The following is a 25,452-nucleotide window of genomic DNA, read 5'->3' as shown; positions in this document are numbered from 1 at the left end:
CAACCCAATTCAAATACCAAAATAGGTCGAGGAGAGATAAATGTTAATCCAGAATCATCAAGTGGATCTCAATACCCCAACCGGCATCATGCGCTGTTATGTGTATCACCCCAAAGATTCCACCGAAATTGCCGATAAGAAATACCCCGCGATCATCCTCTACTCCGAAATTTTTCAACAAACCTCACCGATTCGCCGCAGCGCACAAATTATGGCTGGGCACGGGTTTATCGTGATTGTTCCGGAAGTATTCCACGAGCTAAACCCAATCGGTACGGTATTGGGCTATGACGATGCCGGGCGCGATAAAGGCAATGCCGATAAAATCGCCAAAACCTTGGAAGCGCACGATACCGATACCCAGGCGATGATTGATTACGCACAAACCCTGCCCTATTACTCCGGCAAAATCGGCGCTATGGGTTTTTGTTTGGGTGGCGGTTTGGCCTATCGCGCGGCGATTCATCCGGCCATTAGCGCCACCAGCTGTTTTTACGCAACCGACATCCACTCAGGCTTAACGCCATCCAACCCCGGCAATGAAAGCCTGACGCGCACCGGTGAGATTAAAGGCGAATTGCAAATGATTTGGGGCAAACAAGATCCGCACATTCCGCCCGAAGGCCGCGCAAAGGTCTATGCCAGTCTGGTTGCCAACAAGGTGAACTTCACTTGGCATGAGGTGAATGGTGTACACGCGTTTATGCGCGATGAAGGCGACCGCTACGATGCCGAGTTGCAATTGTGGGGCTATCAAACTGCGCTGGGCATGTTTAAGCGCGCGCTCTATTAATATCCCTTTTGCAGCAAACAATTCAAGGAAATCGCCATGAAAAAATTGATCACCACTGTATTGTCCGCACCGCTTGCGCTGAGCCTGACACTGGCCATTACTGGCTGTGGCAATAACACTGCAAATAAACCGCACGCGGATATGACCCAATCCGGGCTACAACTGGGTTCCGGTATTGATAAAAATAATATGGATCTCAGTGTTGCGCCGCAGCAGGATTTTTTCCGATACGTAAATGGTAAGTGGGTGGACAACACGCAAATTCCAGCCGACAAATCGCGCTGGGGTAGTTTTGATGCATTAGCGGAAAACGCCCGCGAGCAAGTGCTGGAACTGATTCAAGGTTTAGCGACCAAACAGCACCCGACCGATTCCGATGAACAAAAAATTGCCGACCTGTATCAATCTTTCCTCAATCAAGAGCAGATTGAGGCACAAGGGCTAAAGCCACTCGCCCCGTTTTTTACCCGCATCGACAATGTAAAAACCTATCAGGATCTCACCCGCTTATGGGGTGAGTGGCAGGTGTATGGCGTGGGCGTACCGGTGGAATTTTATATCGATCAGGATGATAAAAATTCCGATCAATACATTACCGGTGCATGGCAATCCGGTCTTGGTTTGCCCGACCGCGAATTTTATTTGAAAGACGACGCACGCTCCCTTGAGCTGCTTAAACAATATCAAACGTACATCGCAAAATTATTGGCGCTTGCCAGCATTCCTAATGCCGAACAAGCCGCTGCCAATATTGTCGCGCTGGAGAAAAAAATCGCGGCGCTGCATTGGAGCCGAATCCAAAATCGCGATCGCAATGCACTTTATAACAAGATGACAGTTACCCAATTAAATGACCTCGCTCCGGGTGTTAACTGGCAGGTGGTGACGAGTGCTGCGGGCTTGGCGAACATCAATGAACTGGTAGTCAATCAGCCCACCTATGTTACGGCACTGGCCAAACTGCAAACCCAGGTTTCTTTGGCGCATTGGCAGCAGTATTTACGGTTTCATCTGCTCAACAGTAATGCCAGCAACTTGAGCCGTGTATTTGACGAAGCGAACTTTGAGTTTTACGGCAAGGCTCTCAATGGCACCGAGCAACAACGTACACGAGAAAAACGCGCGGCGAGCCTGACTGAATCCAATTTGGGTTTTATGGTGGGCAAAATGTATGTTGCGCGCTATTTCAAGCCAGACGCCAAAGTGCGTATGGATAAAATGATTGAAAATTTGCGCGTTGCTTACAGCCAATCCATTAATGAATTGGAGTGGATGAGCCCCGCCACCAAACAACAAGCCCAAGCCAAACTGGCTAAATTCAATACCAAAATTGGTTATCCGGATAAGTGGCGCGATTACACCTGCGTAAAAATTATTGCGAATGATTTAATCGGCAATTTACAGCGCAGTGCCGAATGCGAACATCAGCGCGCTATTGCCAAGTTAGGCAAACCTGTCGACCGCAGTGAATGGGGCATGACACCGCAAACGGTTAATGCTTACTACAACTCCAGCATGAATGAAATTGTATTTCCCGCCGCCATTTTGCAGCCGCCCTTTTTTAATGTAGAAGCTGACGATGCGGTCAATTACGGCGGTATAGGTGCGGTGATTGGTCACGAATTCACCCACGGATTTGATGACCAAGGTCGCCACTCAGATGGCGATGGCAATTTGCGCGATTGGTGGACGGAGCAAGATGCAACCCAATTTAAAAATCGCGCGCAACTCATGGTCGAGCAATTCAATGCTTACAATCCTATTGATGATTTGCATCTGCAAGGCGCATTAGGTTTGGGTGAAAATATTGCTGACCTCGGCGGCGTAACGCTCGCACACAGAGCCTATATGAATTCGCAGACTGGAAAAAAGCGCAAAACCATTGATGGCTTTACCCCGGAACAGCGCTTTTTTATGGGCTGGGCACAGGTGTGGCGAATCAAATATCGCGACGAAGCCCTGCGTGTACAAGTCATCAATGGCCCACATTCTCCTGGCAAGTATCGCGTACTCGGCCCACTGTCCAATATGCCGGAATTTTACGAGGTGTATAACGTAAAGCCAGGTGATGGCATGTATCGCGATGAAAAAGTGCGGGTAAAAATTTGGTAGCTCGCACGCAATAACTAGGCACTTTTTTGCGCGTCCTGCTGACCGTCGCGCAAAAAAGTGGCCTAATCAACTGCTCACTCAGCAATCAGTCTTGGATGAATTTTTATGAGAAATGTATTTATTAAAATCTGTTGGCCGCTGTTGCGACTCTTCGAAACTGATGTGCAACCGGCAAATTACAAAGCGTCGCACCGATTTGCGCTGAATTTCATTGGGTTCGTATTTCTCTTGTTGTCGTTTGTGTCGGCATTGGTTGGCCATTCGAGTGGCGAGTTGGGCGCAATTATTCCGGCGGTGATTTTTTTGGGCGCAGGCTTATCTGCAGTCGTTGTGGGACTACTAGGCTCTAATGGCGCCGTTGCAAAAGTGTGGGGATCCAAATAACCCCTGCTGATGAAATCGTAATGGTTTCGTGATAATTCCGTGATGATTGAAATCGCGCCTGCGCGCACTCTACCTGTGTCAATAACACCACAGGAGCAACATCATGAAAAAGAACCTTTTCGCTGGCTTAATCGCTTTAACATTTATCCCATCTACGTTTGCCGCAGACTACAGCGTCAAAATTGAAAACCTGACCCACGGCACTTACTTCACTCCATTACTGGTTTCTGCTCACCCTGCTGGCACTACTTTGTTTACTAGTGGTATGCCGGCCTCTGCAAATCTGCAAGCAATGGCTGAGGGCGGCAATATTAGCGGCCTTGATGCTGACCTGAAGGCTCTCGGCGCAGTGAATATTGCCAACCCGGCAAGCGGCTTATTAATGCCCGGCAAGTACACCATGGCGGATTTAGGTAACCCGGGTGCTGCAAATACTCAGCTGTCGATTACGGCGATGCTGTTGCCCACTAACGATGGTTTTGTCGCGCTCAACAACCTCACATTGCCGACCATGCCCGGTACCTATACCTATCTTCTCAATGCTTATGACGCGGGCACTGAAGCCAACGATGAAATTCGCGGCAGCGGCGCAAGCGGTATGGCGGGAATGCCGGTTCCGCCGCCGTTGGAAGCATTGGTTGGCACCGGCGGCACAGGTGTCACCACTACTGCAGAAGGTTTTGTGCATATTCATCGCGGGGTATTGGGTGATCACAATGCCACTGGCGGCGCGAGTGATATAGACGCATCCAGCCAACGCTGGTTAAACCCGGTTGCCCGCGTGACCCTCACAGTTAAATAAGGAGCACTACCATGAACTATCAATGGTTTGGTTTTATCGGTATGGCTCTGGTATTGAGTGGTTGCGGTGGCAGTGATTCAAAACCCAAAAACACGGCGTCTTCCAGCTCCATGGCGATGAGCAGCATGATGGCCGCTAGCCCAGCTCCCAGTAGCAGCGCAATGGCCAGCTCTAGTATGGCCGCCATGACAACACTGAGCTATTCAGTGAAGGTGACCAATCTCACTGCGGCGCAGCCTTTATCGCCATTGGCCTACACGCTGCACAAAGCGGCGTTTAAGCCATTTACCATCGGCATGCCTGCGAGTTTGGGGGTTGAGATGATTGCTGAATCTGGCGCGACAACAGATTACATTGCTGAAGCCAGTGCGAATGCGGCGGTGATCATGGCCAATACCGCGAGTGGCATGACTATGCCCGGCGAATATAAAGAGTTCACACTCAATGCCATGGTGCCTATGGGCGAAGAAGACCAGCTCTATTTCAGTGTGTTGAGTATGTTGGTGAATACCAATGATGCTTTAACCGGTTTAAATAGCATCGCGCTCAAGCAACTGGCCATAGGGCAAAGCTGGACTTTTAACGCACTCAGTTACGATGCGGGCACTGAAAAAAATACCGAACTGCAAGCCAGTATTCCCGGCCCAGCAGCGGGCGGTGAAGGATTTAATGCCCAGCGCGATGACCTCGCAAATCAAGTGACTATGCACCCTGGTGTAATCACCCGCGACGATGGCAAAACAGATTCTGTTTTGACGCAAATTCACCGCTGGGACAACCCGGTTGCACGTATCACCATTACTCGTTTAGCTCCTTAAATGAGACTGCGCCTGAGGTTATTCATCATAACTTCAGGCGCTTTTGTCGTTACAGAACACTCTTTTTGACCTTCGCTGAAACAAAGGCTGGCTTCGCGCATCTGTATCCGACACTTTCAGAGGATTGATTATGTTCGCGTCCAAAGTCACTGCACTGCACCCTACTCATCCGCGCCGCTTTTTAGTAGTAGAAGATGAAACCGATTTGGGTAATTTGATCAAGCTCTATTTGCAGGACTTTCATGCCGAGATTGTAGTGGTTGAGCGCGGCGATTTAGGTCTTCACAAAGCGCTAACTGAACACTGGGATTTAATGATTCTGGATTTGCGTTTGCCCGGCATGGATGGTTTGGAAGTCTGCCGCGAGATGCGCAGCAAAGGTGTAGAGCTGCCGCTGATTATGTTAACCGCGCGCTCAACCGAGTTGGATCGTGTGCTCGGTTTGGAATTAGGTGCTGATGATTATTTAACAAAACCTTTCAGCTCCCTGGAGTTAGCTGCGCGCGTGCGCGCCTTGTTGCGCCGCAGTAGCCGCGCACAACAACCCGACACCCAAGAACCCAACTCGCTTCAAATCAATCAATTATTGCTGGATAAATTGCAGCGTCGCGTTTTACTCAGCGAAGTCGATATTGAATTAACCGCACGCGAGTTTGATTTACTGTGGTTTTTTGCCAGTCATCCCGGCCGTGTATTTAATCGCAGCGAATTATTGGACAAGGTATGGGGCTATGGCCACGAAGGCTATGAACACACAGTCAACAGCCACATTAATCGCCTGCGCGCTAAAATCGAACGCAATCCATCGGCACCAGAATATTTGCTCACTGTTTGGGGTGTGGGCTACAAATTTTGCGAGCACTCTTCATTATGAATCGTTTAGTTCCCAGTATGTTTTCCAATTTATGTGCGCGCTTGGCCCTGGCGTTTGTGGCATTGTTTTTAGTGTTAGGCGTTGCATTTTTAGTGCTCACGAATTGGAGTAACAATCGCTACTATCAAGAAGTTACGCAAAATCTAAATCAAAGTTTGGCGATGTATATTGTGCAGCGCGCGCCCTTAATTCAGCGGGGTATAGTCAATAAAACCGCAATGACTGAACTGGCCACGCTGGTGATGACCGTCAACCCTATAGTCGAAGTGTATTTGCTCGATCCGTCGGGAAAAGTACTCACCCACACGCTGCCGCCCGACACGCCAATCCGCCCGGAAATTTCCATTCAACCGCTGCAACATTGGCTCAATAAAACGCAACCATTTCCTATTCTGGGCGACAACCCGCGCGCCAATCAGGGTGAGCGCGTATTTTCTGTCTGGCCGGTTATGGATAATGAAAATCTAGCGGGTTATTTGTATGTCATTCTCGGCGGACAAAACGTACAGAGCCTGAGTGATTCATTGCGCGGTAGCTATATTTTGAAGCAAAGCCTCTCTGGACTGGCGGTGATTTTGCTATTTGCCATTATCAGTGCCCTGTTGATTTTTGCAGTGCTCACTAGTCCGTTGCGAAAACTCGCCCAGCAAATGAATGACTTTCAACAGCAGGAATTAAATTTACACCCATCTTCCACGCTAGAACCCGTTGCGGGTACGCGCGATGAAATCGTCTATTTAAGTTCGGCTTTTGCCGCCATGCGCACGCGTATTCGTGAACAAATGGAAAAACTGCAAGAGACAGATCGCTTGCGGCGCGAACTTATCTCCAATGTCTCCCATGATTTACGCACGCCACTCTCTTCTATGCAGGGCTATCTGGAAATGCTTACGCGACCCTCTATTACCCAGGAAGAGCGGCAAACTTATATGGATATTGCATTTAAACACTGCCGTCGCTTAACACAACTAGTAAAAGAGTTATTTGAATTGAGCAAGTTAGACGCTGGACGCATAACGCCGCAGTTAGAAAATTTTTCTCTTGCCGAGCTACTGCAAGATGTGGCGCAAAAATATTCATTGGCCGCACAACAAAAAAATATCACCCTAAGCACACCACAAACAAATCAGCTTTACATGGTGAACGCTGATATTGCTTTAATTGAGAGGGTGTTTGAAAACTTGATAGATAATGCATTGCGCTATACTCCAGAAAACGGTAGCGTAGAGCTTAGCTTGACCCACCAATCCAGCAGCGTAGAAATAGCGATACAAGACACGGGGATTGGTTTGGAAGATGAAGATATTCCCCATATTTTTGAACGCTACTACTGCGCACAAAAACCCACTGAATATCATCAGCAAAGTACCGGGTTAGGTTTGGCGATAGTGAAGCGAATTCTAGAGCTACATGGCAGTGTTATTCGCGTAGAGTCTAAACGGCGTCAAGGAACACTTTTTAAGTTCCCCTTACCACTCGCACGAACAAACAAATTACAATCCGAACAAGCAGCTTGATATATGTAATTGCATCATGTGTTTTCACTGAAGACTTAAGGAGGCTATATGAAAATGTCACTTCAAACTTCAAATGAACTACTGTGCTACCTAGCAGTTGGGGCGCTAATTGTTATCGCAATGAAGGGATTTTTTGGCTAATACCTGTTTATCCAGCCGGATTAGATTGTACCGCTGCTAGTACCTTATCAAGTTCTGAAATAAAAAAGGCAGATTGTTAGTCTGCCTCTAGTACGCCTTTCTCCGTTAAAACTTACAAACTCAATTCACGATTACTCGCCTTGATAAATTCCTTCTTCAAATCTTCGTAAGTGTGAACCGCGGGGAATTGCGGGAACTGCTCGATCACATTTTGCGGTGCGTGGAACAGGATGCCCTGATCTGCTTCGCCCAACATGGTGGTGTCGTTGTAAGAATCACCTGCGGCGATTACACGGTAATACAGAGTTTTCAACGCCAATACTGATTGACGTTTTGGATCGCGCTGGCGCAGGGTGTAACCCGCCACCATACCGCGCTCGTCGATATTCAAACGGTGACACAACAGGGTTGGGAAACCCAGTTGACGCATCAGCGGTTGCGAGAATTCGTAAAAAGTGTCCGACAAAATGATCACTTGAAAACGCTCGCGCAGCCAATCTACAAATTCAACCGCGCCGTCGAGTGGCTTGAGGGTGGCGATCACATCCTGAATTTCTTTCAAGCCGAGTTTGTGCTCTTCCAAAATACGCAGACGCTGCTTCATTAATACATCGTAATCGGGGATGTCGCGGGTGGTGGCTTTAAGTTCTTCAATACCCGTTGCCTTGGCAAATTCAATCCAAATCTCGGGGACCAATACACCTTCCAAATCAAGACATGCTAATTCCACAACAACCTCCAAAGCGGTTAATAAATAGGCTAAAAAGCCGAAAAGAGTGGCGGCAATCTACCCGTTTTGACCTGCTAAAGCAAACCCAAGCAGGGCGTATGACTTGGGCTGAAGTGCCCTGCTCTGGTATCCTGCGCGCCAAACAAAAAAAGTACCTATTACAGAATCGCCGTGAGTAGCTGCCATGACTGAAAATCAGATTAATCTTGTTGACCTTGAAGCCAAGCTGCAACAAGAAAGCCCGCAAAAAATTATCAAATATGCGCTGAGCCAATTCGACAATATCGCCATTTCATTTAGCGGCGCAGAAGATGTGGCGCTAATCGAGATGGCGCACAACTATCGCCCCGATGTGCCCGTATTTTGTTTGGACACTGGCCGCTTGCACGCGGAGACTTATCGTTTTATCGAAAAAGTGCGCAAGCATTACGGCATTAAGATCGATGTAGTTTCACCCGATGGCGATGCCGTGCGCGCATTAGTGCAGGAAAAAGGCCTGTTCAGTTTTTATGAAGATGACCACAAAGAGTGCTGCGGTATTCGCAAAATTGAACCACTGCGTAAAAAGTTGCTCACAGTAGATGCCTGGATCACCGGACAACGCAAAGACCAAAGCCCTACTCGCGCGGAAATCCCCGTGATTCAGGACGATAAATTATTTGCTCGCCCCGGTGATAAGCTCACCAAGTTTAATCCGCTGGCGAACTGGTCATCCAAAGAGGTGTGGGATTACATCCGCATGTGCGAAGTGCCCTACAACGAATTGCACGAACGCGGTTTTGTCTCCATCGGCTGTGAACCCTGCACCCGCCCGATTGCACCGGGGCAACACGAGCGCGAAGGCCGCTGGTGGTGGGAAGAAGCCACTAAAAAAGAGTGTGGTTTACACGCAGGTAATGTAGATTAAGCTTTCATCAAACGAAAAAAGACAGCCATGCCTATGCACCGTCACTGCCTTTTCATTTTACTGCTGAGTTGGATCATACCGCTGCAAGCTGTTGCAGGCGTGCTGCTCAATGCGACCTGCCCAGACAGCAGTGAGATGGACCATACAGCGATGCAAATGAATGAAATGGTAATGACGGACAACACGGCAGCAATGGACAAGATGCCCTGCTGCCCAGATAAGACCCCCAAGCAAGCCCCCTCGTGCAAAAACATGAATAGCTGCCACCTGTGCAAAACACCGGGGCAGATTTATCGTGTCGATGCATTAAGCCTTGCCACAAACCTCTCGTTAGCAGATGCCGTTATTCCACCAGCTGCCATGTTTAGCATGTTTAACCCTGCCAGTATTTGGCGCCCGCCCAGCACTACCTGAGTTAACACGATTTCACCTCGCCTGATTCCATAGGGAGCTTCTGCGCTCTCTATTTACGCAGGCGAGAAAATATTGATCGTCGCTCAGGAGTTATTTCTGTGACTATTTTTTCTTTTCGCCAACTCCCGCTTATTGCGCTGGGGATGCTGGCGCTTGGCACACTTATCGGCGTTTTGCTCGGCACCCATCAAGCGCCATCGCCCAGCAGTATCGACACAACATCTACAGATAAAACCGAACGCCAAATTCTGTATTGGTACGACCCTATGGTGCCCAATCAGCATTTTGATAAACCGGGAAAATCCCCGTTTATGGATATGGACTTGGTGCCGAAATATGCGACCACCAAGACCGAGGGGGCGAACCAAGCGGCGGTTAGGATTAAGCCGGCACTGGTGCAAAACCTGGGTATGCGCACGGCATTGGTGAAGCTCATTGCTGCCCAACGCGAGTGGGATGTTACCGGCAAGCTGGCGTTCAACGAGCGCAATCAGGCGGTGATTCAACTGCGCGCCGCTGGTTTTGTGAGTAAGGTCTGGCCATTGGCGGTGGGCGACAAGGTCACCATGGGGCAACCCATCGCAACGCTTGATGTACCCGAATGGCTGGGCGCGCAAAATGAGCTACTCGCCCAACCCCGTGAAAATCGCCGGTTATTACACACATTGCGCGAGCGCTTGCGCCTATTGGGCATGCCCGATTCCTTGATCGCGCAGGCTGAAAAAACTCGTCTGCCAATCACACAAGTCACCATCAATGCACCGATTAGCGGTGTGATCACCGAGCTATCGATAAAAACCGGCATGGCGTTAGCAAGCGGTGCCACTTTGGCGCGTATTAATAATATCGATAGCCTCTGGCTGGATGCCGCCATTCCCGAAGCACAAACCGAAAGTTTGCTCGCCGGTGCCAGAGCCTGCTTTTTTGCCACAAACCCGGGAGCGCCAGTTCTGCACGGCACGTTGGAATACTTGCTACCGACGGTCGATCAGATGTCTGGCACAGTGACCGCAAGGATTCTGCTGGATAACCCTTCATCACAACTCAAACCCGGCACCAGCGGGCGCGTTTGGCTGCAAAGCCAAAACGAAGAGCAGGCACTGGCAGTACCCACCGAAGCGGTGATTCGCACCGGCAAAACCACCTTGGTCATGCTGGCAGAAGCAGGCGGCGCATTTCGGCCAGTGCTGGTAGAAGCTGGCCATGAGGTGGGCGATCAAACTCTGATTCGCAGCGGCTTAAACGAGGGCGATAAGGTTGTCGTGAGCGGCCAGTTTTTGTTGGATTCAGAGGCATCGCTCCTGGGAATAACCGCCCAGAACCAGGAGATGAACCCGGAGATGATCCATGATTAAACAACTCATCTACTGGTCGGTGAACCATCGCATTCTGGTGTTATTTGCCTCCCTATTGCTTGCCGGCTGGGGAATCTGGGCGATAAAAACCACCCCGATTGATGCGTTGCCCGATTTGTCGGACACCCAAGTCATCATCCGCACAGCCTTTGCGGGGCAAGCGCCACAGCAGGTGGAAGATCAGGTGACCTACCCCATCGCCAGCAAAATGCTGTCGGTGCCCGGCGCCAAAACCGTGCGCGGTTATTCCATGTTTGGCGATAGTTTTGTGTACATCCTATTTGCCGATGGCACCGATGTTTACTGGGCGCGTTCGCGGGTGCTGGAATACTTGAGCCAAATGCAAGCGCAGCTACCAGCCACCGCCACACCCGCATTGGGGCCAGATGCCACCGGCGTGGGTTGGGTTTTTCAATACGCACTGATCGATAAAACCGGCCAACATGACCTCGCCCAATTGCGCGCCCTGCAAGATTGGTTTCTGCGTTTTGAGCTAGCCCCACTGCCAGATGTGGCCGAAGTTGCCACCCTTGGCGGCATGGTCAAGCAATACCAAATTTTGCTCGACCCCATTCGCTTGGCGGCACTCAAACTCAGCCACACCGATGTGATCGCAGCGCTAGAACAAGCCAATCAAGCCACCGGCGGCGGTTTGCTGAGCGTTGGTGAGGCGGAGTTAATGGTTCGTTCGACGGGTTACTTAAAAACCTTGGAGGATTTTAAATCCATCCCGCTCAGCGTTATGGGCGGTACTCCCATCACCTTGGCCGATGTCGCGCACATTCAGTTAGGGCCAGAACTGCGCCGTGGTTTGGCCGAGCTGGATGGCGAAGGTGAAGTGACCGGCGGCATAGTAGTTATGCGTTCTGGTGGCAATGCACGCGCCACGATTAGCGCGATTAAAACCAAACTGGAGCAGCTCAAAAGTAGCCTGCCCGATGGCGTCGAGTTGGTAACAACCTATGACCGCAGCCTCTTGATCGACCGCGCCGTCACCAACCTCAGCCATAAACTGATCGAAGAGTTTCTGGTAGTCGCGCTGGTCTGCGCCCTATTTCTCTGGCACCTGCGCTCGTCGATGGTAGCGATTGTATCGCTGCCGCTGGGCGTTTTAATTGCGTTTGCGCTAATGCGCCAGCAAGGCATCACGGCCAATATTATGTCGCTGGGCGGTATCGCTATTGCCATAGGTGCGATGGTCGATGCCGCAATTGTGATGATCGAAAATGCCCATAAACATATCGAGCGCTGGCAAGAGCAGCATCCGGACACTTTGCTTGCCGGTGAAAAACGCTGGGAAATCATCACCCAAGCGGCCGCCGAAGTGGGGCCTGCACTGTTTTTCTCACTGCTAATTGTCACCTTTTCCTTTATCCCAGTGTTTACCCTAGAGGCGCAAGAAGGCCGTTTGTTTGGGCCATTGGCATTCACTAAAACCTACGCCATGGCCGCCGCTGCGGGGCTTTCGGTCACACTTATCCCGGTGTTAATGGGGTATTGGATTCGCGGCAAAATCCCCGCTGAACACCAAAATCCGCTCAATCGTTTACTGGTTAAGGTCTATCGCCCGGTACTGGTTGGGGTACTGCACAAGCCAAAAATCACTATGGCGATTGCGCTCGCGGTATTGCTCAGCACCGCTTGGCCGCTTTCGCACTTGGGTGGGGAGTTTTTGCCGCCGCTGGATGAAGGCGACCTACTCTATATGCCCAGCGCCCTGCCGGGCTTAAGCACTCAGCAGGCGAGCCAACTGCTGCAACAGACGGATCGTTTGATAAAAACCGTACCGGAAGTCGCGCGAGTATTTGGCAAATCAGGCCGCAGCGATAGCGCAACCGACCCCGCCCCGCTGGAGATGTTTGAAACCACCATCCAATTTAAACCGCGCGACCAATGGCGGCCGGGCATGACCCCCAAGAAGCTGATGGCCGAATTGGATGAGCGGGTCAAAGTACCCGGTTTGGCCAATATTTGGATACCGCCGATCCGCAACCGTATCGATATGCTCGCCACCGGTATTAAAAGCCCGATTGGAGTAAAGATCTCCGGTAATTTCCTCGCCGATATTGATGCGACAGCACTGCAAATTGAGCAAATCGCCAAAACCGTACCCGGTGTTAGCTCGGCCGTGGCTGAACGCATTGCTGGCGGGCGCTTTCTGGATATCGACTTTAACCGCGCTGAACTGGCGCGTTACGGGCTGAGCATGAGTCAGGCGCAAACGGTGGTGAGCCACCTGATTGGCGGTGCAAATATTGGCGAAGTGCTTGAGGGCCGCGCGCGCTTTCCCATCAACCTGCGCTACCCGCGGGATTGGCGCGCCAGTATCGGCGAGCTGCACAAGCTCCCCATCATCACACCCAATGGCCAGCAAATCAGCTTGAGTACAATCGCCAAGATTTCGGTAAGCGATGACCCCAGCATGCTAAAAAGTGAAAATGCCCGGCTCACCGGGGTGGTGTATATCGATGTGCGCGAGCGCGACTTGAGTTCAACCGTCGCCGATTTACAGCGTGCGCTAGCGGAGCAAATCACGTTAAAACCCGGTGTCAGTATCAGCTATGCCGGTCAGTTTGAATTTATGCAGCGCGCTCAAGCACGGCTGCAGTGGATAGTTCCAGCAACACTCGCCATCTTATTGGCGCTGTTGTTTATGACTTTTTCGCGGATGGATGAAGCCTTGCTGATCATGGGCAGCCTGCCCTTTGCATTAACCGGCGGCGTGTGGATGCTGTATTTCATGGATTTTCCGTTGTCGGTCGCCACCGCCGTGGGGTTTATCGCACTGGCGGGTGTTGCCGCCGAGTTCGGCGTGATTATGCTGCTTTACCTCAAACAGGCGTGGCAGCAGCGTGTCGCTCAAGGCACTACCCAAAACGCGGATTTATTGGATGCAATTGAGGAGGGAGCCGTTCTGCGTATTCGCCCCAAAATGATGACAGTCACGGTGATTATTGCCGGCCTGTTACCCATCTTATTAGGCGAAGGCACCGGTTCAGAAATTATGAGCCGTATTGCCGCGCCGATGGTCGGCGGCATGATCACAGCGCCGTTGATGTCGCTATTGCTGCTGCCGGTGGGTTATCGCATGTTGAGAATGCGCACAGTAAATCGGCAGATTAATAGCACTAATAGCGTCGGTTAGGGATCAACTCCAGCTTGCCCGAATGACCTTCGGGCAACTGGCGAACTCTCTTGAAATTGGTAGACAATTTTTGATGGAAGCCGGATAAATACGCTAAGGTAGCATTGAGCACCACAATGAAATGCTCCAAATCGCTGACTTTTACCGGCACCATTTCCAGGCTATTAGAGTCAGATGTACGCATCAAACGCATAACGATACCCGCCTCGTTATCCACCTCTGGCACCCAATAAGCGCGCACCCATTCGTTGCGTTGCTGTTCGCAGTTCAAACAACGCTCCACCAGCGCGTCCAGCGTATGGTTTAAAGCGCCCAGCTCCACATCATGGTGCAACTCGCGAATCAACTCATACAGCGTGGAGACTTTTTGCTGAAAAGTCATGGGGCTCACCATGAATTCGCTTTGTGCTTCAGACGAATCCAAACTACACAGCACCAAGCTATCAACCCCCCGCTCCAAAGCGGTGAAGGAAACAACGATTTGCCCCAGGGCTTCATACAAACGGGTTTTATTAGACATGCATGTCATCCATCAATACCTCAGGTTCTCCAAGCCCAAAGCATTCATAGGATGCCAAGAGCCGAACACTATGGCATCTAAACACACACGCACAAAACAAGGTATAACACGATATTACAGCGCGCCTGACACCCTCCGCTGAGCCGTTATCACATCAGTGTTGCATGGATTAGTTTGGATTGTTGATGTCCGGTCTATTTCCCGCTAGCATATTTATTAAACTGATTATTTGTGCTGGATATATTTGGTAAACAGATATGAGATACACGCTACGCCAACTGGAAATTTTTGTCGCCATTGCACGTACCGGCAATGTATCGCGCGCTGCCGACGAGGTTGCCCTGTCACAGTCCGCGGCCAGTACGGCTTTAGCGGAGCTGGAGCGACAGTTTGATTGCCAATTGTTTGATCGCAACGGCAAGTTACTCAAACTCAATGCGCTGGGTAAAACCCTTTTACCGGTCGCGAGCAGCCTGCTCACCCAAGCACATGAAATTGAACAATTGTTGGCAGGAAAATCGGTTCTAGGTGATTTACGGGTGGGCGCCACCCTGACCATTGGCAATTATTTGGCGATCATGATTATCAGCGAATTTATGCAAAATCATTTGGATTGCCATATCGCGCTGCAAGTCAAAAACACCCAGGCCATTTTGCAGCAAGTCGCCGGTTATGATTTAGATGTCGGTTTAATTGAAGGCAGTTGCCATCACCCTGAATTACATGCAGAAACCTGGATTGAAGATGAGCTGGCAATTTTTTGCGCACCCAATCACCCACTCGCACAATCTGCCTCTATCTCGCTGCCAGAATTATTAACGGCGAATTGGATTTTACGCGAGCAAGGTTCAGGCACCCGCGAAACTTTTGATCAAGCATTACGCCACCATTTACCCGAGCTTAATATTCGCTTGGAACTGGAACACACCGAGGCAATTAAACACGCGGTAGAATCCGGCTTAGGCATTGGCTGCATTTCGCGTTTAGCGCTGCGCGATGCCTTTAAACGCGGCAGTTTAGTTGAGATAAAAATGCCGCAGCTGGATTTGCGTCGCCCATTTATGTTTGTGTGGCATAAAAACCGTTACCAAACGCCGGCGATGATTAGCTTTCTCGACTATTGCCGCACACTCACCGCCAATTTGCAGCGCAGCGATCAAATCCAGTTAACTTCTACTATTACCGGCTGATGAGTTTGTTATGACCCAACGCGATCAAATGCAGTATGACGTAGTGATTGTTGGCGCTGGCCCAGCGGGACTTGCCGCAGCGATTCGCTTAAAACAATTAGCGCAAACAAACGCGCGCGAACTCAGCGTGTGCGTATTAGAAAAAGGCGCCGAGGTAGGCGCACAGATTTTATCTGGCGCGGTACTTGACCCTATCGCCCTGAATGAATTAATTCCCGATTGGAACAGCAAAGGTGCACCAATTACCACTCAAGTAAAACAAGATCAATTTTTATGGCTGACTGAATCCAACCATTACAAAATTCCTGCCCTATTCTTGCCGCCATTGATGAACAATCACGGCAACTATATCGTGAGTTTGGGGCAAGTATGCCGTTGGTTAGCAACGCAAGCGGAAGAGTTAGGGGTAGATATATTTCCCGGCTTTAGCGGCAACGAAATTCTGTATGGCGATGACGGAAGCGTAAAGGGCATTATCACGGGTGATATGGGTATCGCGCGCGATGGCAGCCACAAAAATACTTTTTCTGCTGGCATTGAATTGCATGCGCGTTACACCTTAATCGCTGAAGGAACACGCGGGTCACTGGCTAAATCACTGGAGCAAAAATTTAATTTGCACGCGAATGCCGAGCCGCAAAAATACGGTTTGGGATTTAAAGAAATTTGGAACATTGATCCTGATTTACACAATGAAGGTGCAGTGCTGCATACTCAAGGCTGGCCGCTAGATAATCACACCGGCGGCGGTGGATTTTTATATCACTTGGCCGATAACAAAATCGCCGTGGGTTTTGTGGTGCATTTGAATTATCGCAACCCTTATTTAAATCCGTTTGAAGAGTTCCAGCGTTTTAAAACCCACCCAGCGATTAAACCTTTACTGCAAAATGCCAAACGGCTTTCCTATGGTGCACGCACCATTAATGAAGGCGGCGTGCAGTCTTTACCAGAGTTAGTATTTCCCGGCGGCGCGCTGATTGGCTGCGCGGCGGGTTTTGTGAATGTGCCGAAAATAAAAGGCTCACATAACGCGATGAAATCCGGCATGCTCGCGGCAGAAACTGTTTTTGAAGCGCTAACTAACGGCAATAGTCCTGCACTGCTAACGCCTTATCCTGAAAAAATACGCAACTCCTGGTTGTGGAAAGATTTACACGCAGTGCGCAATATCAAACCGGCACTCTCTGCCTTTGGCAACATAGGCGGGACACTGTATGGCGGATTGGATATGTGGCTGCATTCACTCGGCATCACCCTGCCCTGGACCTTAAAGCATAAACAGGCAGATCATGAAAGTTTGACTGTTGCCGAAAATGCGTACCCCATTTACTACCGAGCACCGGATGGGAAAATTACCTTTGATCGTTTGGCGTCAATTTATTTAGCCAATATCCAGCATGAAGAAGACCAGCCAATTCATTTGCGATTAACAGACAACACTGTGCCAATTGCGACGAATCTTGCTGTTTATGCCGCACCGGAACAACGCTATTGCCCAGCGGGTGTCTATGAAATTATCAAAACAGAAACTACTGCACGTTTGCAAATTAACGCCGCCAATTGCATTCACTGCAAAGCCTGCGACATTAAAGACCCCACACAAAATATAACCTGGGTGCCACCACAAGGCGGTAGCGGCCCCTATTACGAATCCATGTAAGTTTTTGTCGTGCGGGCGATTAAAATTCGCCCGCGTAACAGACCCCTGTGCCGCCCAGCCCACAGTAACCACCGGGGTTTTTGTGCAGATATTGTTGGTGATAGGTCTCTGCGTAATAAAATTCACCGGCCGGTAAAATTTCTGTGGTTATTTCACCCAAACTGTTTTCATTCAGCGATAACTGATAGGCCGCTTTTGTCTGCTCAGCCAACGCACGTTGCGTTTCATTAAAATAATAAATACCTGAGCGATACTGTGTTCCCCGATCATTGCCTTGGCGCATTCCCTGTGTTGGATTATGGGATTCCCAAAATACTTTTAATAAAATACCGAGTGAAATCTTACTAGGGTCGAAGACTACCAACACCACCTCATTGTGACCTGTTAATCCCGAGCACACTTCTTCATAGGTCGGATTGGGGGTATAACCTGCCGAGTAACCAACCGCTGTGGTGTACACACCCGGCTGCTGCCAAAATTTTCGCTCAGCACCCCAAAAACACCCCAAGCCAAATACAATCGATTCAAATCCATCGGGAAATGGCGGTTTGATCGGTGCATTGTAAATTGCATGCTGATTTTCCACTCGCATTGCATCGCTGCGCCCTCTTAGCGCCTGCTCGCGGCTGGGCATTTGCAGTTTTGTTGTTGAAAAAATCATACGCAGCTCCTGTGAAAATACTGTACGCAATAATGAAGATAATAAGCTCATAAACAAAAACGGTGCCCTCAGGCACCGTATGTTTATAGCTGTTTAAAACCAGCGGCTTATATTGAGTCGCTCCCACCAGGTCATTAACAATCTATCAACTGCCGCCTGTGCCGCGAAGCCCAATTTTTCGGGCAGGGTTTTCTTGTGGGTAAATTCTACTTCGTAAATATCGGCGTGCTCTGCTTGGGCAAAAAGATATTCATCGCTGGTTTGCAACTCATCAATTAAATTCACATCTTTTGCGCGCAAACCAAACCAGACCTCACCGGTAGCAACTTTCACTACATCAACTTGTGGCCGGTGCGAGCTAACAAATTCCTTAAACAGTACGTGGGTATCTTCCAGCTCTTCTACAAACTTGGCGCGGCCTTTTTCGGTATTTTCACCAAACATAGTCACCGTGCGTTTGTACTCACCGGCGGTAAACATTTCATAATCAATATCGTTTTTCTTGAGTATTTTATGAAAGTTAGGCAACTGGGCCACTACGCCGATTGAACCGAGAATCGCAAACGGAGCTGCTACAATTTTGTTCGCTACACAGGCCATCATATAGCCGCCGCTAGCTGCGACTTTATCGACACACACTGTCAGCGGGATGTTTTTGCTGGTGATGCGCGCCAATTGGCTCGATGCCAAGCCATAGCTATGCACCATGCCACCGCCACTTTCTACTTTCACTACGACCTCATCGGTCGGTTTGGCCAGTGTTAATACGGTACTAATTTCTTCGCGTAAATTTTCAACTTCAGACGCTTTGATATCGCCATAAAAATCCAATACAAAAACCCGCTTTTTAACAGAGGCTTCTGCTTCAGCAGACTCATCAGTTTTGACTGACGCGGATTCTTTTGCGGCCTTTTTCTTTTGTGCTTTTTCTTCTTTTAAACGTTTCTTTTCAGCTTTTTCAAATTCTTTGTATTCATCGTCGTCGAGCATGGCGTCGCGCAGAGAATCGCGCAGATGATCAAACTTTTCATTGAGCTTGGTCACCTCAATGTGACCCTTATCCGATTTTTTATTGCGCCCGCCCATAGACACCGCAAGCGTAATAATGACCCCAACCGCAACCACAAAGGTAACTGTTTTGGCGAGAAATAAACCGTAATCTGTTAAAAATTCCAATGGGTAAACTCCAAACTACTTTTAAATATAATTAAATAAATTGAACATCGATAAGATTAAAAAAACTCTGCCACAGCTTCTCGCGCAACTTGGTTGATGGGACGCGCAACCAGACCGGTATTAGACAAGCTAATTTCAAACAAGGCGCCATCCTTCATGGGTAAATAGGTAGCCGAGCCGTAAACCGCATCCACTACTGGTACCCATTGTGGATTTGAGTGAAAAATCCTCCAAACATCCACGCCATATAAACTGTTATGCACTGTATAGGCCGTGCGCTTGGCAGTGGTTTCTTGTTCAATATCGTAATACCGACCACTCAGACGCTCCAAGCGGAACGCAGGTTTAAGACCGAAGCTGGCGAGATAACCTTGCCACTTCACTATGCGAGCATCTAATTGCCATTGATCGCCGCGCAGCTCTACTCGCTGCTCTTTGCCATCTTTATCGGAGAGCACCGCAAAATAGTGCTGATCTTCAATCTTGTCAAAATTAATCGTGGCGACCACTTGTTCTTGCAGTACCTGTTTGTAGCTATAAACATCGTAAGCGGTGAGTGCCACCAATGCGGCAGCGGCGAATAGAGCCAAGCCAAAAATACCGCGACAAAAACCAGCAAACCAAGAGCTCTTCCAGAGCACAGTCACCGATTTATACGCAATATAGGCCGAAATAAGGCCAATAAAAATCGTCAGTAAGGTAAAAATCATACATGTCCTACCTGGGTTATCAGCTTGTTATTGTCGATGGTAAAGATGAATCTGACGCAAGTGTTCGATGTGATGCGCAATCAATTGCCCCGCTACACTAGCCGGTGCTGGCGTCTGAGGCAACTGATCGTAACGGAACCATTTCGCATCCACAATTTCCACTGGGTCGATTTGAATCTCGCCAGATTCGTATTCTGCAAAAAAGCCCAGCATTAACTGCCCGGGAAACGGCCAAGGCTGACTGCGGAAGTACTCCAACTTACCCACTTTAATCCCTACCTCTTCAATAACTTCGCGCCGCACGCAGTCCTCCACACTTTCACCCGCCTCCACAAATCCAGCCAGAGTTGAGTACATCACCCGTGTTGCACGTTGATGATGAGCGAGCAAAATTTCTTCGCCACGCCTGACAAGCACAATCATACAGGGCGATATACGCGGATAAAAACGCAACTCACAGGGAGTACAAATTTTAGCCCGGTCGACATGATCTTGATGGGTTTCCTTCCCGCAGCGGCCGCAAAAGCGATGATCGTAAAACCATTGCGCAACCTGCAGTGCTCGCCCTGCCAACTGAAATACCTCAACCGAAACGATTTCTAACTGCGAACGCAGACCGAGCCATTGGTATTGAGCAGGCACAGTGCCACCATTCACCACCAGAACCCATAAATCCTCACCATTGAGCACACCTAAGTAATGCTCGCTGGCGATAGGTAAACCAAGCTCTAGTGAATGGGATTCTGCAGCGAGCAACACATGCCCATCGCTGTCACACAATAATTGGTCACAGCGATAGCTAGGCGATGCAGCGACTATAATAAAACGCCGGTTGCGAGAGGCAACCGGCGCTACAGAGGAGGAATGAAACTCAAATGAAGCAAGATCAAAGCGAAAAGACATAATTAGACGTTGTAGCCCAGAGCCTGCAAACTTTCTTCTGCAATTTGCAGCACACTGGTATCAGCATTTTTATCGAGTTTGATCGCATCAAGATAATACTCAAGGCTAATCACTGCGTCGGCAAAAGTTTCCAACAAATGCTGAACTGCTGGATGTTGATCAGTCGCCAGCAAGTCTTCATCGACAAATCGCATACATCCCGCCAACACTTTTGCCGCACGCGGCAAGCCCAACAGAAACATGCCTCCGCGCACCGAATCTAAAATTCCGGTGATATTGCGAATATGACCTTTGTCGTAATTGGATTCAGCAAATGCAGAAAGCGCCCGTTTGACCATCGATAACCCGGCCTCTGCTTCATCGATAACAATTTTTTCCGCTTCCGCAATTTGGTTGTTGGCCATAGCTGCATCGCGGGAAAGCGCATTAATTTGCGCAACTTTTTCATCGGAAAGGTTGGCGTTATTTAAGCCGGCGATTGTGCTTTCCACATACAAAAGTGTGTCAGCAACGACTAAGAGCTCATCGGGTGTAACCGGGCTGTGATTCGCTTGCCATACTGCAATTTTTTCAATTTCTTGTTTAAGGCTGTTACTGGGCGAAACCAAACCGACAATCGATAAAATATCGGCCACTTTTTTTAGTGTCTCTAACAACTCGGGCGATTCACTTAACAGCTCCGCGCCACCCTGCGCGGCGCGCTCAAGAATGTTTTTAGTGCTATGCAACTCATCGGTTAGCACTGCTACCATCGAGCTGATGGTATTGGCGCTAGGGCCATTGAGGAATTCCATTTCGCGCGCGAGTTCTGCCTCGGTATAACTTAAAGGCGATACGCCATAAGCAGCCAAAACAGTTTTGGGAAGTTCTTGATCTGAGTGAGAGAGCGCCAATAGATAAATCAATTCTTTTTGTAGTGCCGGATCTACCTCTCGCCCTAAAACAGCATTGCCCTCGAATTGAAAGCGTTTTATTTCGCGCTCAACTGCACTGAACAGCATTTTTCGGCTTTTAGTCATGCGCATATTTTTTTCAGCTAAGGCACCGACTGTAGCGCCACTTAGCCACCAAAAATTACTGAGCGCACTGCCTGCAGCGGCAGATTCCAACCGCTGCAACGCGCGAGTCATCATGCCTAACGAGGCCTTGACCTGCACACCTTTAAGCACATTTAGTAAACCGGTTTGGTACATGTGGCGTAAGCGACGGACTAATACACTCAAATCTTCCGGCAATTGTTGTGCGGAAACCAATTCGCGGTTCGCTTTTACTGATGGCAGCGGATAAAAATAACTTTCAGGCAAAGGTGCTGCCTTACGCGCAAGCCGCAACTCATTGACATGAGGAATTAACAACATTGCCATGCTGCGTGCAGTTTGGGTGCAGTATTCAAGATAACGCGGCAGGATGAAAAAACTGGAGGTGAGTAATTCTAATTTTGCATCGGTTTTATCGTCTTCACCTAAGGTGATATCAGTGATGTGAACCACCAATTCTTCAGCCAATAAGTCCACGCCGCGCAATTGAATTAAGCTCAGAATGCCGCGTATTTGTTTGATTCCATCAATACAGCTTTGCAGTAGTTCGCCATTATTACGATCTTGTGAAAACTGCTCTAATCGGATGGCCGACTGCTCAATAGTGGCAACCAGTTCGTCCTGAACCATTTTGAGGGAAGCAAGGTTTAAGGTTTCTGTTGTGCTCACAATAACATCCTGGCGTTTGTCACTTAACGGGTAAGGCATGGCTATAGCACGCAGCTTAGCCATGCAATTTATATAAATCACATTGACTCTATACCATGTTTGGCGTTATTTCACCGCCGCCGTGCAAATTAGCGCGGTCAAGGCGGGAAGTTTGCCAAACATCTCTCAGTTACCGATGTGCTCTGTGTGTTTTTTCTGCTGAACGCCCAAATGGTAGCCAGGCAATTCTACTACTCACGCAACCATACACAGTTATCGCCACTACTCTTGGCAATCACTGCTAATTTTTGATTATGCAGCTCCAGCTCTTCTTCAGTAGCCATTATAACTGGCAGGGGTTTACGACCAGTAGCTAGACGGCGTAGTGCATTTTGGTCTTCGCCGTCTTCATTTTTGGATTGGTTACCGCCGAGCGATAGCGCAGTCTGCCCACCGGTCATTAACAAATAAACATCTGCCAGAATTTCGGCATCGAGCAATGCGCCATGCAACTCGCGCTGGGAGTTATCTACACCGTAACGCTTACAGAGTGCATCCAAATTATTTTTTTGGCCGGGATGCTTGGCGCGTGCCATTAGCAAGGTATCGATGACGTGACAGCGATCGCTGATACTGCCAAAACCTGGCCGCAGCATATTCATTTCATAGTTGAGGAAGCCGATATCAAACGCTGCATTGTGGATGATCAGTTCAGCATCGCCAATAAACTGCAAAAACTCATCGGCGATACGCGCAAATACCGGCTTATCCTCCAGCATAGCGTTACTAATGCCATGCACAGCTTGCGCGCCCGCGTCGATTTCGCGTTCAGGCTTTATATATTGATGGTAGTGACGCCCCGTCAAACGGCGGTTAAACAGTTCCACGCAGCCGATTTCGATAATCCGGTGCCCTTGAGAGGTTTCAAGACCGGTAGTTTCAGTATCCAGTACGATTTGCCGCATCTGTCCAAGCCTTCATCTAAAGCGGGTGTTAAACCCTGTTGTCTTCATTATAGGTATAGGGCGATAGCGCGCGAAGGCGCAACCCCATACCCGGTGCCGGGCCAAGAATTCGGGTGACAGCCAAACCGCGCAACGGGCGATAACGCTGCCAGGCGGGTTTGATGGGAGTGAGAGGAATATGATCTTTGCGTGCCACCACCATATAAAATCCGCCCCAAGGCAGGCGCAGCTTTTTACCCCAGCGCTCCATCCAATGCAAATGTTTAATTACCCCCTCTTGCGGCCAAGGTGGCCGGAAAAAACCTTGGTAAACTGAAATCGGCTCCATGTCTAACAAGGTCAACCAATCGATTAATCGCCCCAAACGCAAATATTGAAAGCGCCAGCGCGGCTGGGATTTAACAATACGGGCAAGACTGGCGCAAACACCCCAGAGACTCCAGGGGTTAAAGCCCACCACAATCAGATGCCCTTTGGGGATTACAATGCGAGTCGCTTCCCGCAAGAGATGATGCGGGCTTTGGCTAAAATCGAGGCTGTGATGCAGCAGCACCGCATCGATTGATTCGGCCGCCAGAGGCAAGTGATTGAAATCAACCAATGCACCAATGGGTGCTGGTGTTGTAGTCTGATGATCATCCAGTTGGGGATGCAATATAAAACGGTGAGTAATGCGGCTCTCTGTGGTTAAATCCAAACGGCCACTGATGCCAAGCTGCAGCAGATGATAACCAAACACACACTGCAAGCCATCAGCAATCGCCTCTTGTTCCTCTGTGAGCAGCGCTTTACCCAGTGGCGACCCAAACCAATCAGTCACATCATTAATTGACTCTTTTATCGGCAAGACCCCAAAGCGCTTTTTCCAGATTGCAGAAAAACGGATCAGTAATCGATGCGGTGTTTTTATCAACTTACGATGCATTTTTTACTCTTTCTCCCTGCGCCCAAGCACTCAGTACCAGACACATATATAAAGATCGCCACAATCTAGCACAAGCGCCAAGGCAAATTAGCTTTACATAGAACTGACCTGGCAAGCGTAGAATAAGAACATGATTCTTATGAGGCACGATTATGCTAACTATTACCCCTATTCCTGCACTGGACAGCAATTATTTTTGGGTGATTCGCCCTGATTTGAGCAGCCCATCGGTCTATGTTGTTGACCCGGGTGATGCCGCGCCAGTGATGGATTTTCTCATTCGCAGCCAGCTTGAACTCAGCGCTATTTTGGTCACCCATCGCCATCGTGACCATACCCAAGGAATTACAACCTTGCTTGAGCATTGGCAAGTCCCTGTGTACGGACCAGACTCAGAATTAATTCCACAAATAACCCACATCCTTAACAACAATGATGTACTGCAATTGGACGGTATCACATTCAGGGTAATTGCTGTGCCTGGTCATACTTGGGAGCACATAGTTTATTTTTGCGATAGCACCAGTAACCACCCTCCGCTCTTGTTCTGTGGTGATGCACTCTTCGCCGGAGGCTGTGGGCGTCGCTTTGACGGCACTGCAGAAATCATGTGGGACTCGCTGCAAAAACTCGCTGCCTTACCTGACGACACCCAAATCTATTGCGCCCATGAATATACTCAAGCCAACCTCGCTTTTGCAGTTGCAGTAGAGCCTGACAATATCGAGCTCTGCGCTCGTTTTGAACGGGTGCAGCACGCACGGGCACAAGGTCTTATTACACTCCCTTCAACTATGTTGCTGGAAAAAAGAACAAATCCATTTTTACGCTGTCAACAATCTGGCATCAGAATCTTCGCGGAAGATCGCTTAAAACAACTACTGAGAACTCCCGCAGAGATATTTGGTGCATTGCGTTTAATTAAAGATAACTGGCCAAACTAAATCGGATAAGTCCTAAATTTAAAGCCCAGACCAGCTCTCAAGTGGGTTGTGACAGGTTGCCTGTTATTCCGAATTAAGCGTTGACCGATACGACGCCTGCACCTAGAATCCGAAATCC

At 49.2% G+C, this 25,452-nt stretch carries 23 protein-coding genes; 14 read left to right on the top strand and 9 right to left on the bottom strand.

Going from position 1 to position 25,452, the window contains the following annotated elements:
* Positions 1 to 40 precede the first annotated feature (40 nt).
* From AWU77_RS16495 to AWU77_RS16465, 7 genes are all read left to right on the top strand, one after another.
* On the top strand, positions 41 to 793 hold the full coding sequence (locus tag AWU77_RS16495; RefSeq protein ID WP_062065725.1) for a dienelactone hydrolase family protein: 753 nt from the start codon (positions 41 to 43) through the stop codon (positions 791 to 793).
* Between the two features lie 36 nt (positions 794 to 829).
* A complete protein-coding gene (locus AWU77_RS16490) occupies positions 830 to 2,905 on the top strand; it encodes a M13 family metallopeptidase (protein WP_193747551.1) in 2,076 nt (691 codons plus the stop codon).
* A 105-nt stretch (positions 2,906 to 3,010) separates the two neighbouring features.
* On the top strand, positions 3,011 to 3,289 hold the full coding sequence (locus tag AWU77_RS16485; RefSeq protein WP_062065722.1) for a hypothetical protein: 279 nt from the start codon (positions 3,011 to 3,013) through the stop codon (positions 3,287 to 3,289).
* Positions 3,290 to 3,392: 103 nt separating this feature from the next.
* A complete protein-coding gene (locus AWU77_RS16480; protein ID WP_062065719.1) occupies positions 3,393 to 4,091 on the top strand; it encodes a spondin domain-containing protein in 699 nt (232 codons plus the stop codon).
* Between the two features lie 11 nt (positions 4,092 to 4,102).
* Complete coding sequence (locus AWU77_RS16475) at positions 4,103 to 4,909, top strand: spondin domain-containing protein (RefSeq protein WP_062065717.1); 807 nt, start codon at positions 4,103 to 4,105, stop codon at positions 4,907 to 4,909.
* Positions 4,910 to 5,039: 130 nt separating this feature from the next.
* The gene (locus tag AWU77_RS16470; protein WP_062065711.1) at positions 5,040 to 5,783 is read left to right on the top strand and encodes a response regulator transcription factor; all 744 of its coding nucleotides are present in this window, start codon (positions 5,040 to 5,042) and stop codon (positions 5,781 to 5,783) included.
* Positions 5,780 to 7,300, top strand: coding sequence for a HAMP domain-containing sensor histidine kinase (locus tag AWU77_RS16465; RefSeq protein ID WP_062065709.1), 1,521 nt, complete (start codon positions 5,780 to 5,782; stop codon positions 7,298 to 7,300). Before AWU77_RS16470 ends, AWU77_RS16465 begins: the two co-directional genes overlap by 4 nt.
* A gap of 253 nt (positions 7,301 to 7,553) precedes the next feature.
* On the opposite strand, the gene thrH is transcribed toward AWU77_RS16465, so the two are convergent.
* On the bottom strand, positions 7,554 to 8,171 hold the full coding sequence (gene thrH / locus AWU77_RS16460) for a bifunctional phosphoserine phosphatase/homoserine phosphotransferase ThrH (protein ID WP_062065707.1): 618 nt from the start codon (positions 8,169 to 8,171) through the stop codon (positions 7,554 to 7,556).
* Between the two features lie 184 nt (positions 8,172 to 8,355).
* Here thrH and AWU77_RS16455 point away from each other — a divergent pair, with 184 nt between their 5' ends.
* The 4 genes from AWU77_RS16455 to AWU77_RS16440 all read left to right on the top strand — a co-directional run bounded on the left by AWU77_RS16455 (position 8,356) and on the right by AWU77_RS16440 (position 13,992).
* Positions 8,356 to 9,078, top strand: coding sequence for a phosphoadenylyl-sulfate reductase (locus AWU77_RS16455; RefSeq protein ID WP_062065705.1), 723 nt, complete (start codon positions 8,356 to 8,358; stop codon positions 9,076 to 9,078).
* A 27-nt stretch (positions 9,079 to 9,105) separates the two neighbouring features.
* The gene (locus AWU77_RS16450) at positions 9,106 to 9,492 is read left to right on the top strand and encodes a hypothetical protein (protein ID WP_062065702.1); all 387 of its coding nucleotides are present in this window, start codon (positions 9,106 to 9,108) and stop codon (positions 9,490 to 9,492) included.
* 98 nt (positions 9,493 to 9,590) lie between these two features.
* Positions 9,591 to 10,847 (top strand): efflux RND transporter periplasmic adaptor subunit, encoded by a 1,257-nt coding sequence (locus AWU77_RS16445; protein WP_062065694.1) that lies wholly within the window; start codon positions 9,591 to 9,593, stop codon positions 10,845 to 10,847.
* Positions 10,840 to 13,992, top strand: a complete 3,153-nt coding sequence (locus AWU77_RS16440; protein WP_062065691.1) for an efflux RND transporter permease subunit — start codon at positions 10,840 to 10,842, stop codon at positions 13,990 to 13,992. Before AWU77_RS16445 ends, AWU77_RS16440 begins: the two co-directional genes overlap by 8 nt.
* On the opposite strand, the gene AWU77_RS16435 is transcribed toward AWU77_RS16440, so the two are convergent.
* Positions 13,976 to 14,512: a hypothetical protein gene (locus AWU77_RS16435; protein WP_062065688.1), complete on the bottom strand. Its 537-nt coding sequence runs from the start codon at positions 14,510 to 14,512 to the stop codon at positions 13,976 to 13,978. The two genes, AWU77_RS16440 and AWU77_RS16435, sit on opposite strands and share 17 nt — an antisense overlap.
* 257 nt (positions 14,513 to 14,769) lie before the next feature.
* Between AWU77_RS16435 and AWU77_RS16430 the strand changes: the two genes are divergently transcribed.
* Both AWU77_RS16430 and AWU77_RS16425 read left to right on the top strand, forming a co-directional pair.
* Complete coding sequence (locus tag AWU77_RS16430) at positions 14,770 to 15,702, top strand: LysR family transcriptional regulator (protein ID WP_062065686.1); 933 nt, start codon at positions 14,770 to 14,772, stop codon at positions 15,700 to 15,702.
* A gap of 10 nt (positions 15,703 to 15,712) precedes the next feature.
* Positions 15,713 to 17,365, top strand: coding sequence for an electron transfer flavoprotein-ubiquinone oxidoreductase (locus AWU77_RS16425; RefSeq protein WP_062065683.1), 1,653 nt, complete (start codon positions 15,713 to 15,715; stop codon positions 17,363 to 17,365).
* Positions 17,366 to 17,384: 19 nt separating this feature from the next.
* Here AWU77_RS16425 and msrA read toward each other — a convergent pair whose 3' ends face one another.
* From msrA to AWU77_RS16390, 7 genes are all read right to left on the bottom strand, one after another.
* Complete coding sequence (msrA, locus tag AWU77_RS16420; protein ID WP_062065681.1) at positions 17,385 to 18,026, bottom strand: peptide-methionine (S)-S-oxide reductase MsrA; 642 nt, start codon at positions 18,024 to 18,026, stop codon at positions 17,385 to 17,387.
* Between the two features lie 93 nt (positions 18,027 to 18,119).
* Complete coding sequence (gene sohB, locus AWU77_RS16415) at positions 18,120 to 19,202, bottom strand: protease SohB (protein WP_062065677.1); 1,083 nt, start codon at positions 19,200 to 19,202, stop codon at positions 18,120 to 18,122.
* A gap of 56 nt (positions 19,203 to 19,258) precedes the next feature.
* Complete coding sequence (locus AWU77_RS16410; RefSeq protein WP_062065674.1) at positions 19,259 to 19,912, bottom strand: hypothetical protein; 654 nt, start codon at positions 19,910 to 19,912, stop codon at positions 19,259 to 19,261.
* A 27-nt stretch (positions 19,913 to 19,939) separates the two neighbouring features.
* Entirely contained in the window at positions 19,940 to 20,815 is an 876-nt protein-coding gene (gene nudC, locus AWU77_RS16405) for an NAD(+) diphosphatase (protein WP_062065671.1), read from the bottom strand.
* A 2-nt stretch (positions 20,816 to 20,817) separates the two neighbouring features.
* Entirely contained in the window at positions 20,818 to 22,521 is a 1,704-nt protein-coding gene (locus tag AWU77_RS16400; protein ID WP_238582499.1) for a pilus assembly protein, read from the bottom strand.
* Between the two features lie 230 nt (positions 22,522 to 22,751).
* A complete protein-coding gene (dnaQ, locus tag AWU77_RS16395) occupies positions 22,752 to 23,465 on the bottom strand; it encodes a DNA polymerase III subunit epsilon (RefSeq protein ID WP_062065668.1) in 714 nt (237 codons plus the stop codon).
* A gap of 28 nt (positions 23,466 to 23,493) precedes the next feature.
* Positions 23,494 to 24,390 (bottom strand): methyltransferase domain-containing protein, encoded by an 897-nt coding sequence (locus tag AWU77_RS16390; RefSeq protein ID WP_084618501.1) that lies wholly within the window; start codon positions 24,388 to 24,390, stop codon positions 23,494 to 23,496.
* A gap of 152 nt (positions 24,391 to 24,542) precedes the next feature.
* Between AWU77_RS16390 and gloB the strand changes: the two genes are divergently transcribed.
* Positions 24,543 to 25,334 carry a hydroxyacylglutathione hydrolase gene (gloB, locus tag AWU77_RS16385; RefSeq protein WP_062065665.1) on the top strand — a complete coding sequence of 264 codons (792 nt, stop codon included), beginning with the start codon at positions 24,543 to 24,545 and terminating at the stop codon, positions 25,332 to 25,334.
* Positions 25,335 to 25,452: the final 118 nt, after the last annotated feature.

This window comes from Cellvibrio sp. OA-2007, assembly GCF_000953825.1.
Classification (GTDB): domain Bacteria; phylum Pseudomonadota; class Gammaproteobacteria; order Pseudomonadales; family Cellvibrionaceae; genus Cellvibrio.
Note: the sequence above shows the minus strand (reverse complement) of the source record. Positions and strands in the feature narration are given on the sequence as shown.

Excerpts from the sequence above, each read along its gene's own strand:
- AWU77_RS16425 (WP_062065683.1), top strand. The coding sequence starts at position 15,713 with ATGACCCAACGCGATCAAATGCAGTATGACGTAGTGATTGTTGGCGCT.
- AWU77_RS16390 (WP_084618501.1), bottom strand. The coding sequence starts at position 24,390 with ATGCATCGTAAGTTGATAAAAACACCGCATCGATTACTGATCCGTTTT.
- AWU77_RS16495 (WP_062065725.1), top strand. The coding sequence starts at position 41 with ATGTTAATCCAGAATCATCAAGTGGATCTCAATACCCCAACCGGCATC.
- msrA (WP_062065681.1), bottom strand. The coding sequence starts at position 18,026 with ATGATTTTTTCAACAACAAAACTGCAAATGCCCAGCCGCGAGCAGGCG.
- AWU77_RS16480 (WP_062065719.1), top strand. The coding sequence starts at position 3,393 with ATGAAAAAGAACCTTTTCGCTGGCTTAATCGCTTTAACATTTATCCCA.
- AWU77_RS16450 (WP_062065702.1), top strand. The coding sequence starts at position 9,106 with ATGCCTATGCACCGTCACTGCCTTTTCATTTTACTGCTGAGTTGGATC.
- AWU77_RS16410 (WP_062065674.1), bottom strand. The coding sequence starts at position 19,912 with ATGATTTTTACCTTACTGACGATTTTTATTGGCCTTATTTCGGCCTAT.
- AWU77_RS16465 (WP_062065709.1), top strand. The coding sequence starts at position 5,780 with ATGAATCGTTTAGTTCCCAGTATGTTTTCCAATTTATGTGCGCGCTTG.
- AWU77_RS16490 (WP_193747551.1), top strand. The coding sequence starts at position 830 with ATGAAAAAATTGATCACCACTGTATTGTCCGCACCGCTTGCGCTGAGC.
- AWU77_RS16440 (WP_062065691.1), top strand. The coding sequence starts at position 10,840 with ATGATTAAACAACTCATCTACTGGTCGGTGAACCATCGCATTCTGGTG.
- AWU77_RS16485 (WP_062065722.1), top strand. The coding sequence starts at position 3,011 with ATGAGAAATGTATTTATTAAAATCTGTTGGCCGCTGTTGCGACTCTTC.
- AWU77_RS16475 (WP_062065717.1), top strand. The coding sequence starts at position 4,103 with ATGAACTATCAATGGTTTGGTTTTATCGGTATGGCTCTGGTATTGAGT.
- nudC (WP_062065671.1), bottom strand. The coding sequence starts at position 20,815 with ATGTCTTTTCGCTTTGATCTTGCTTCATTTGAGTTTCATTCCTCCTCT.
- gloB (WP_062065665.1), top strand. The coding sequence starts at position 24,543 with ATGCTAACTATTACCCCTATTCCTGCACTGGACAGCAATTATTTTTGG.
- dnaQ (WP_062065668.1), bottom strand. The coding sequence starts at position 23,465 with ATGCGGCAAATCGTACTGGATACTGAAACTACCGGTCTTGAAACCTCT.
- AWU77_RS16455 (WP_062065705.1), top strand. The coding sequence starts at position 8,356 with ATGACTGAAAATCAGATTAATCTTGTTGACCTTGAAGCCAAGCTGCAA.
- AWU77_RS16470 (WP_062065711.1), top strand. The coding sequence starts at position 5,040 with ATGTTCGCGTCCAAAGTCACTGCACTGCACCCTACTCATCCGCGCCGC.
- AWU77_RS16435 (WP_062065688.1), bottom strand. The coding sequence starts at position 14,512 with ATGTCTAATAAAACCCGTTTGTATGAAGCCCTGGGGCAAATCGTTGTT.
- AWU77_RS16430 (WP_062065686.1), top strand. The coding sequence starts at position 14,770 with ATGAGATACACGCTACGCCAACTGGAAATTTTTGTCGCCATTGCACGT.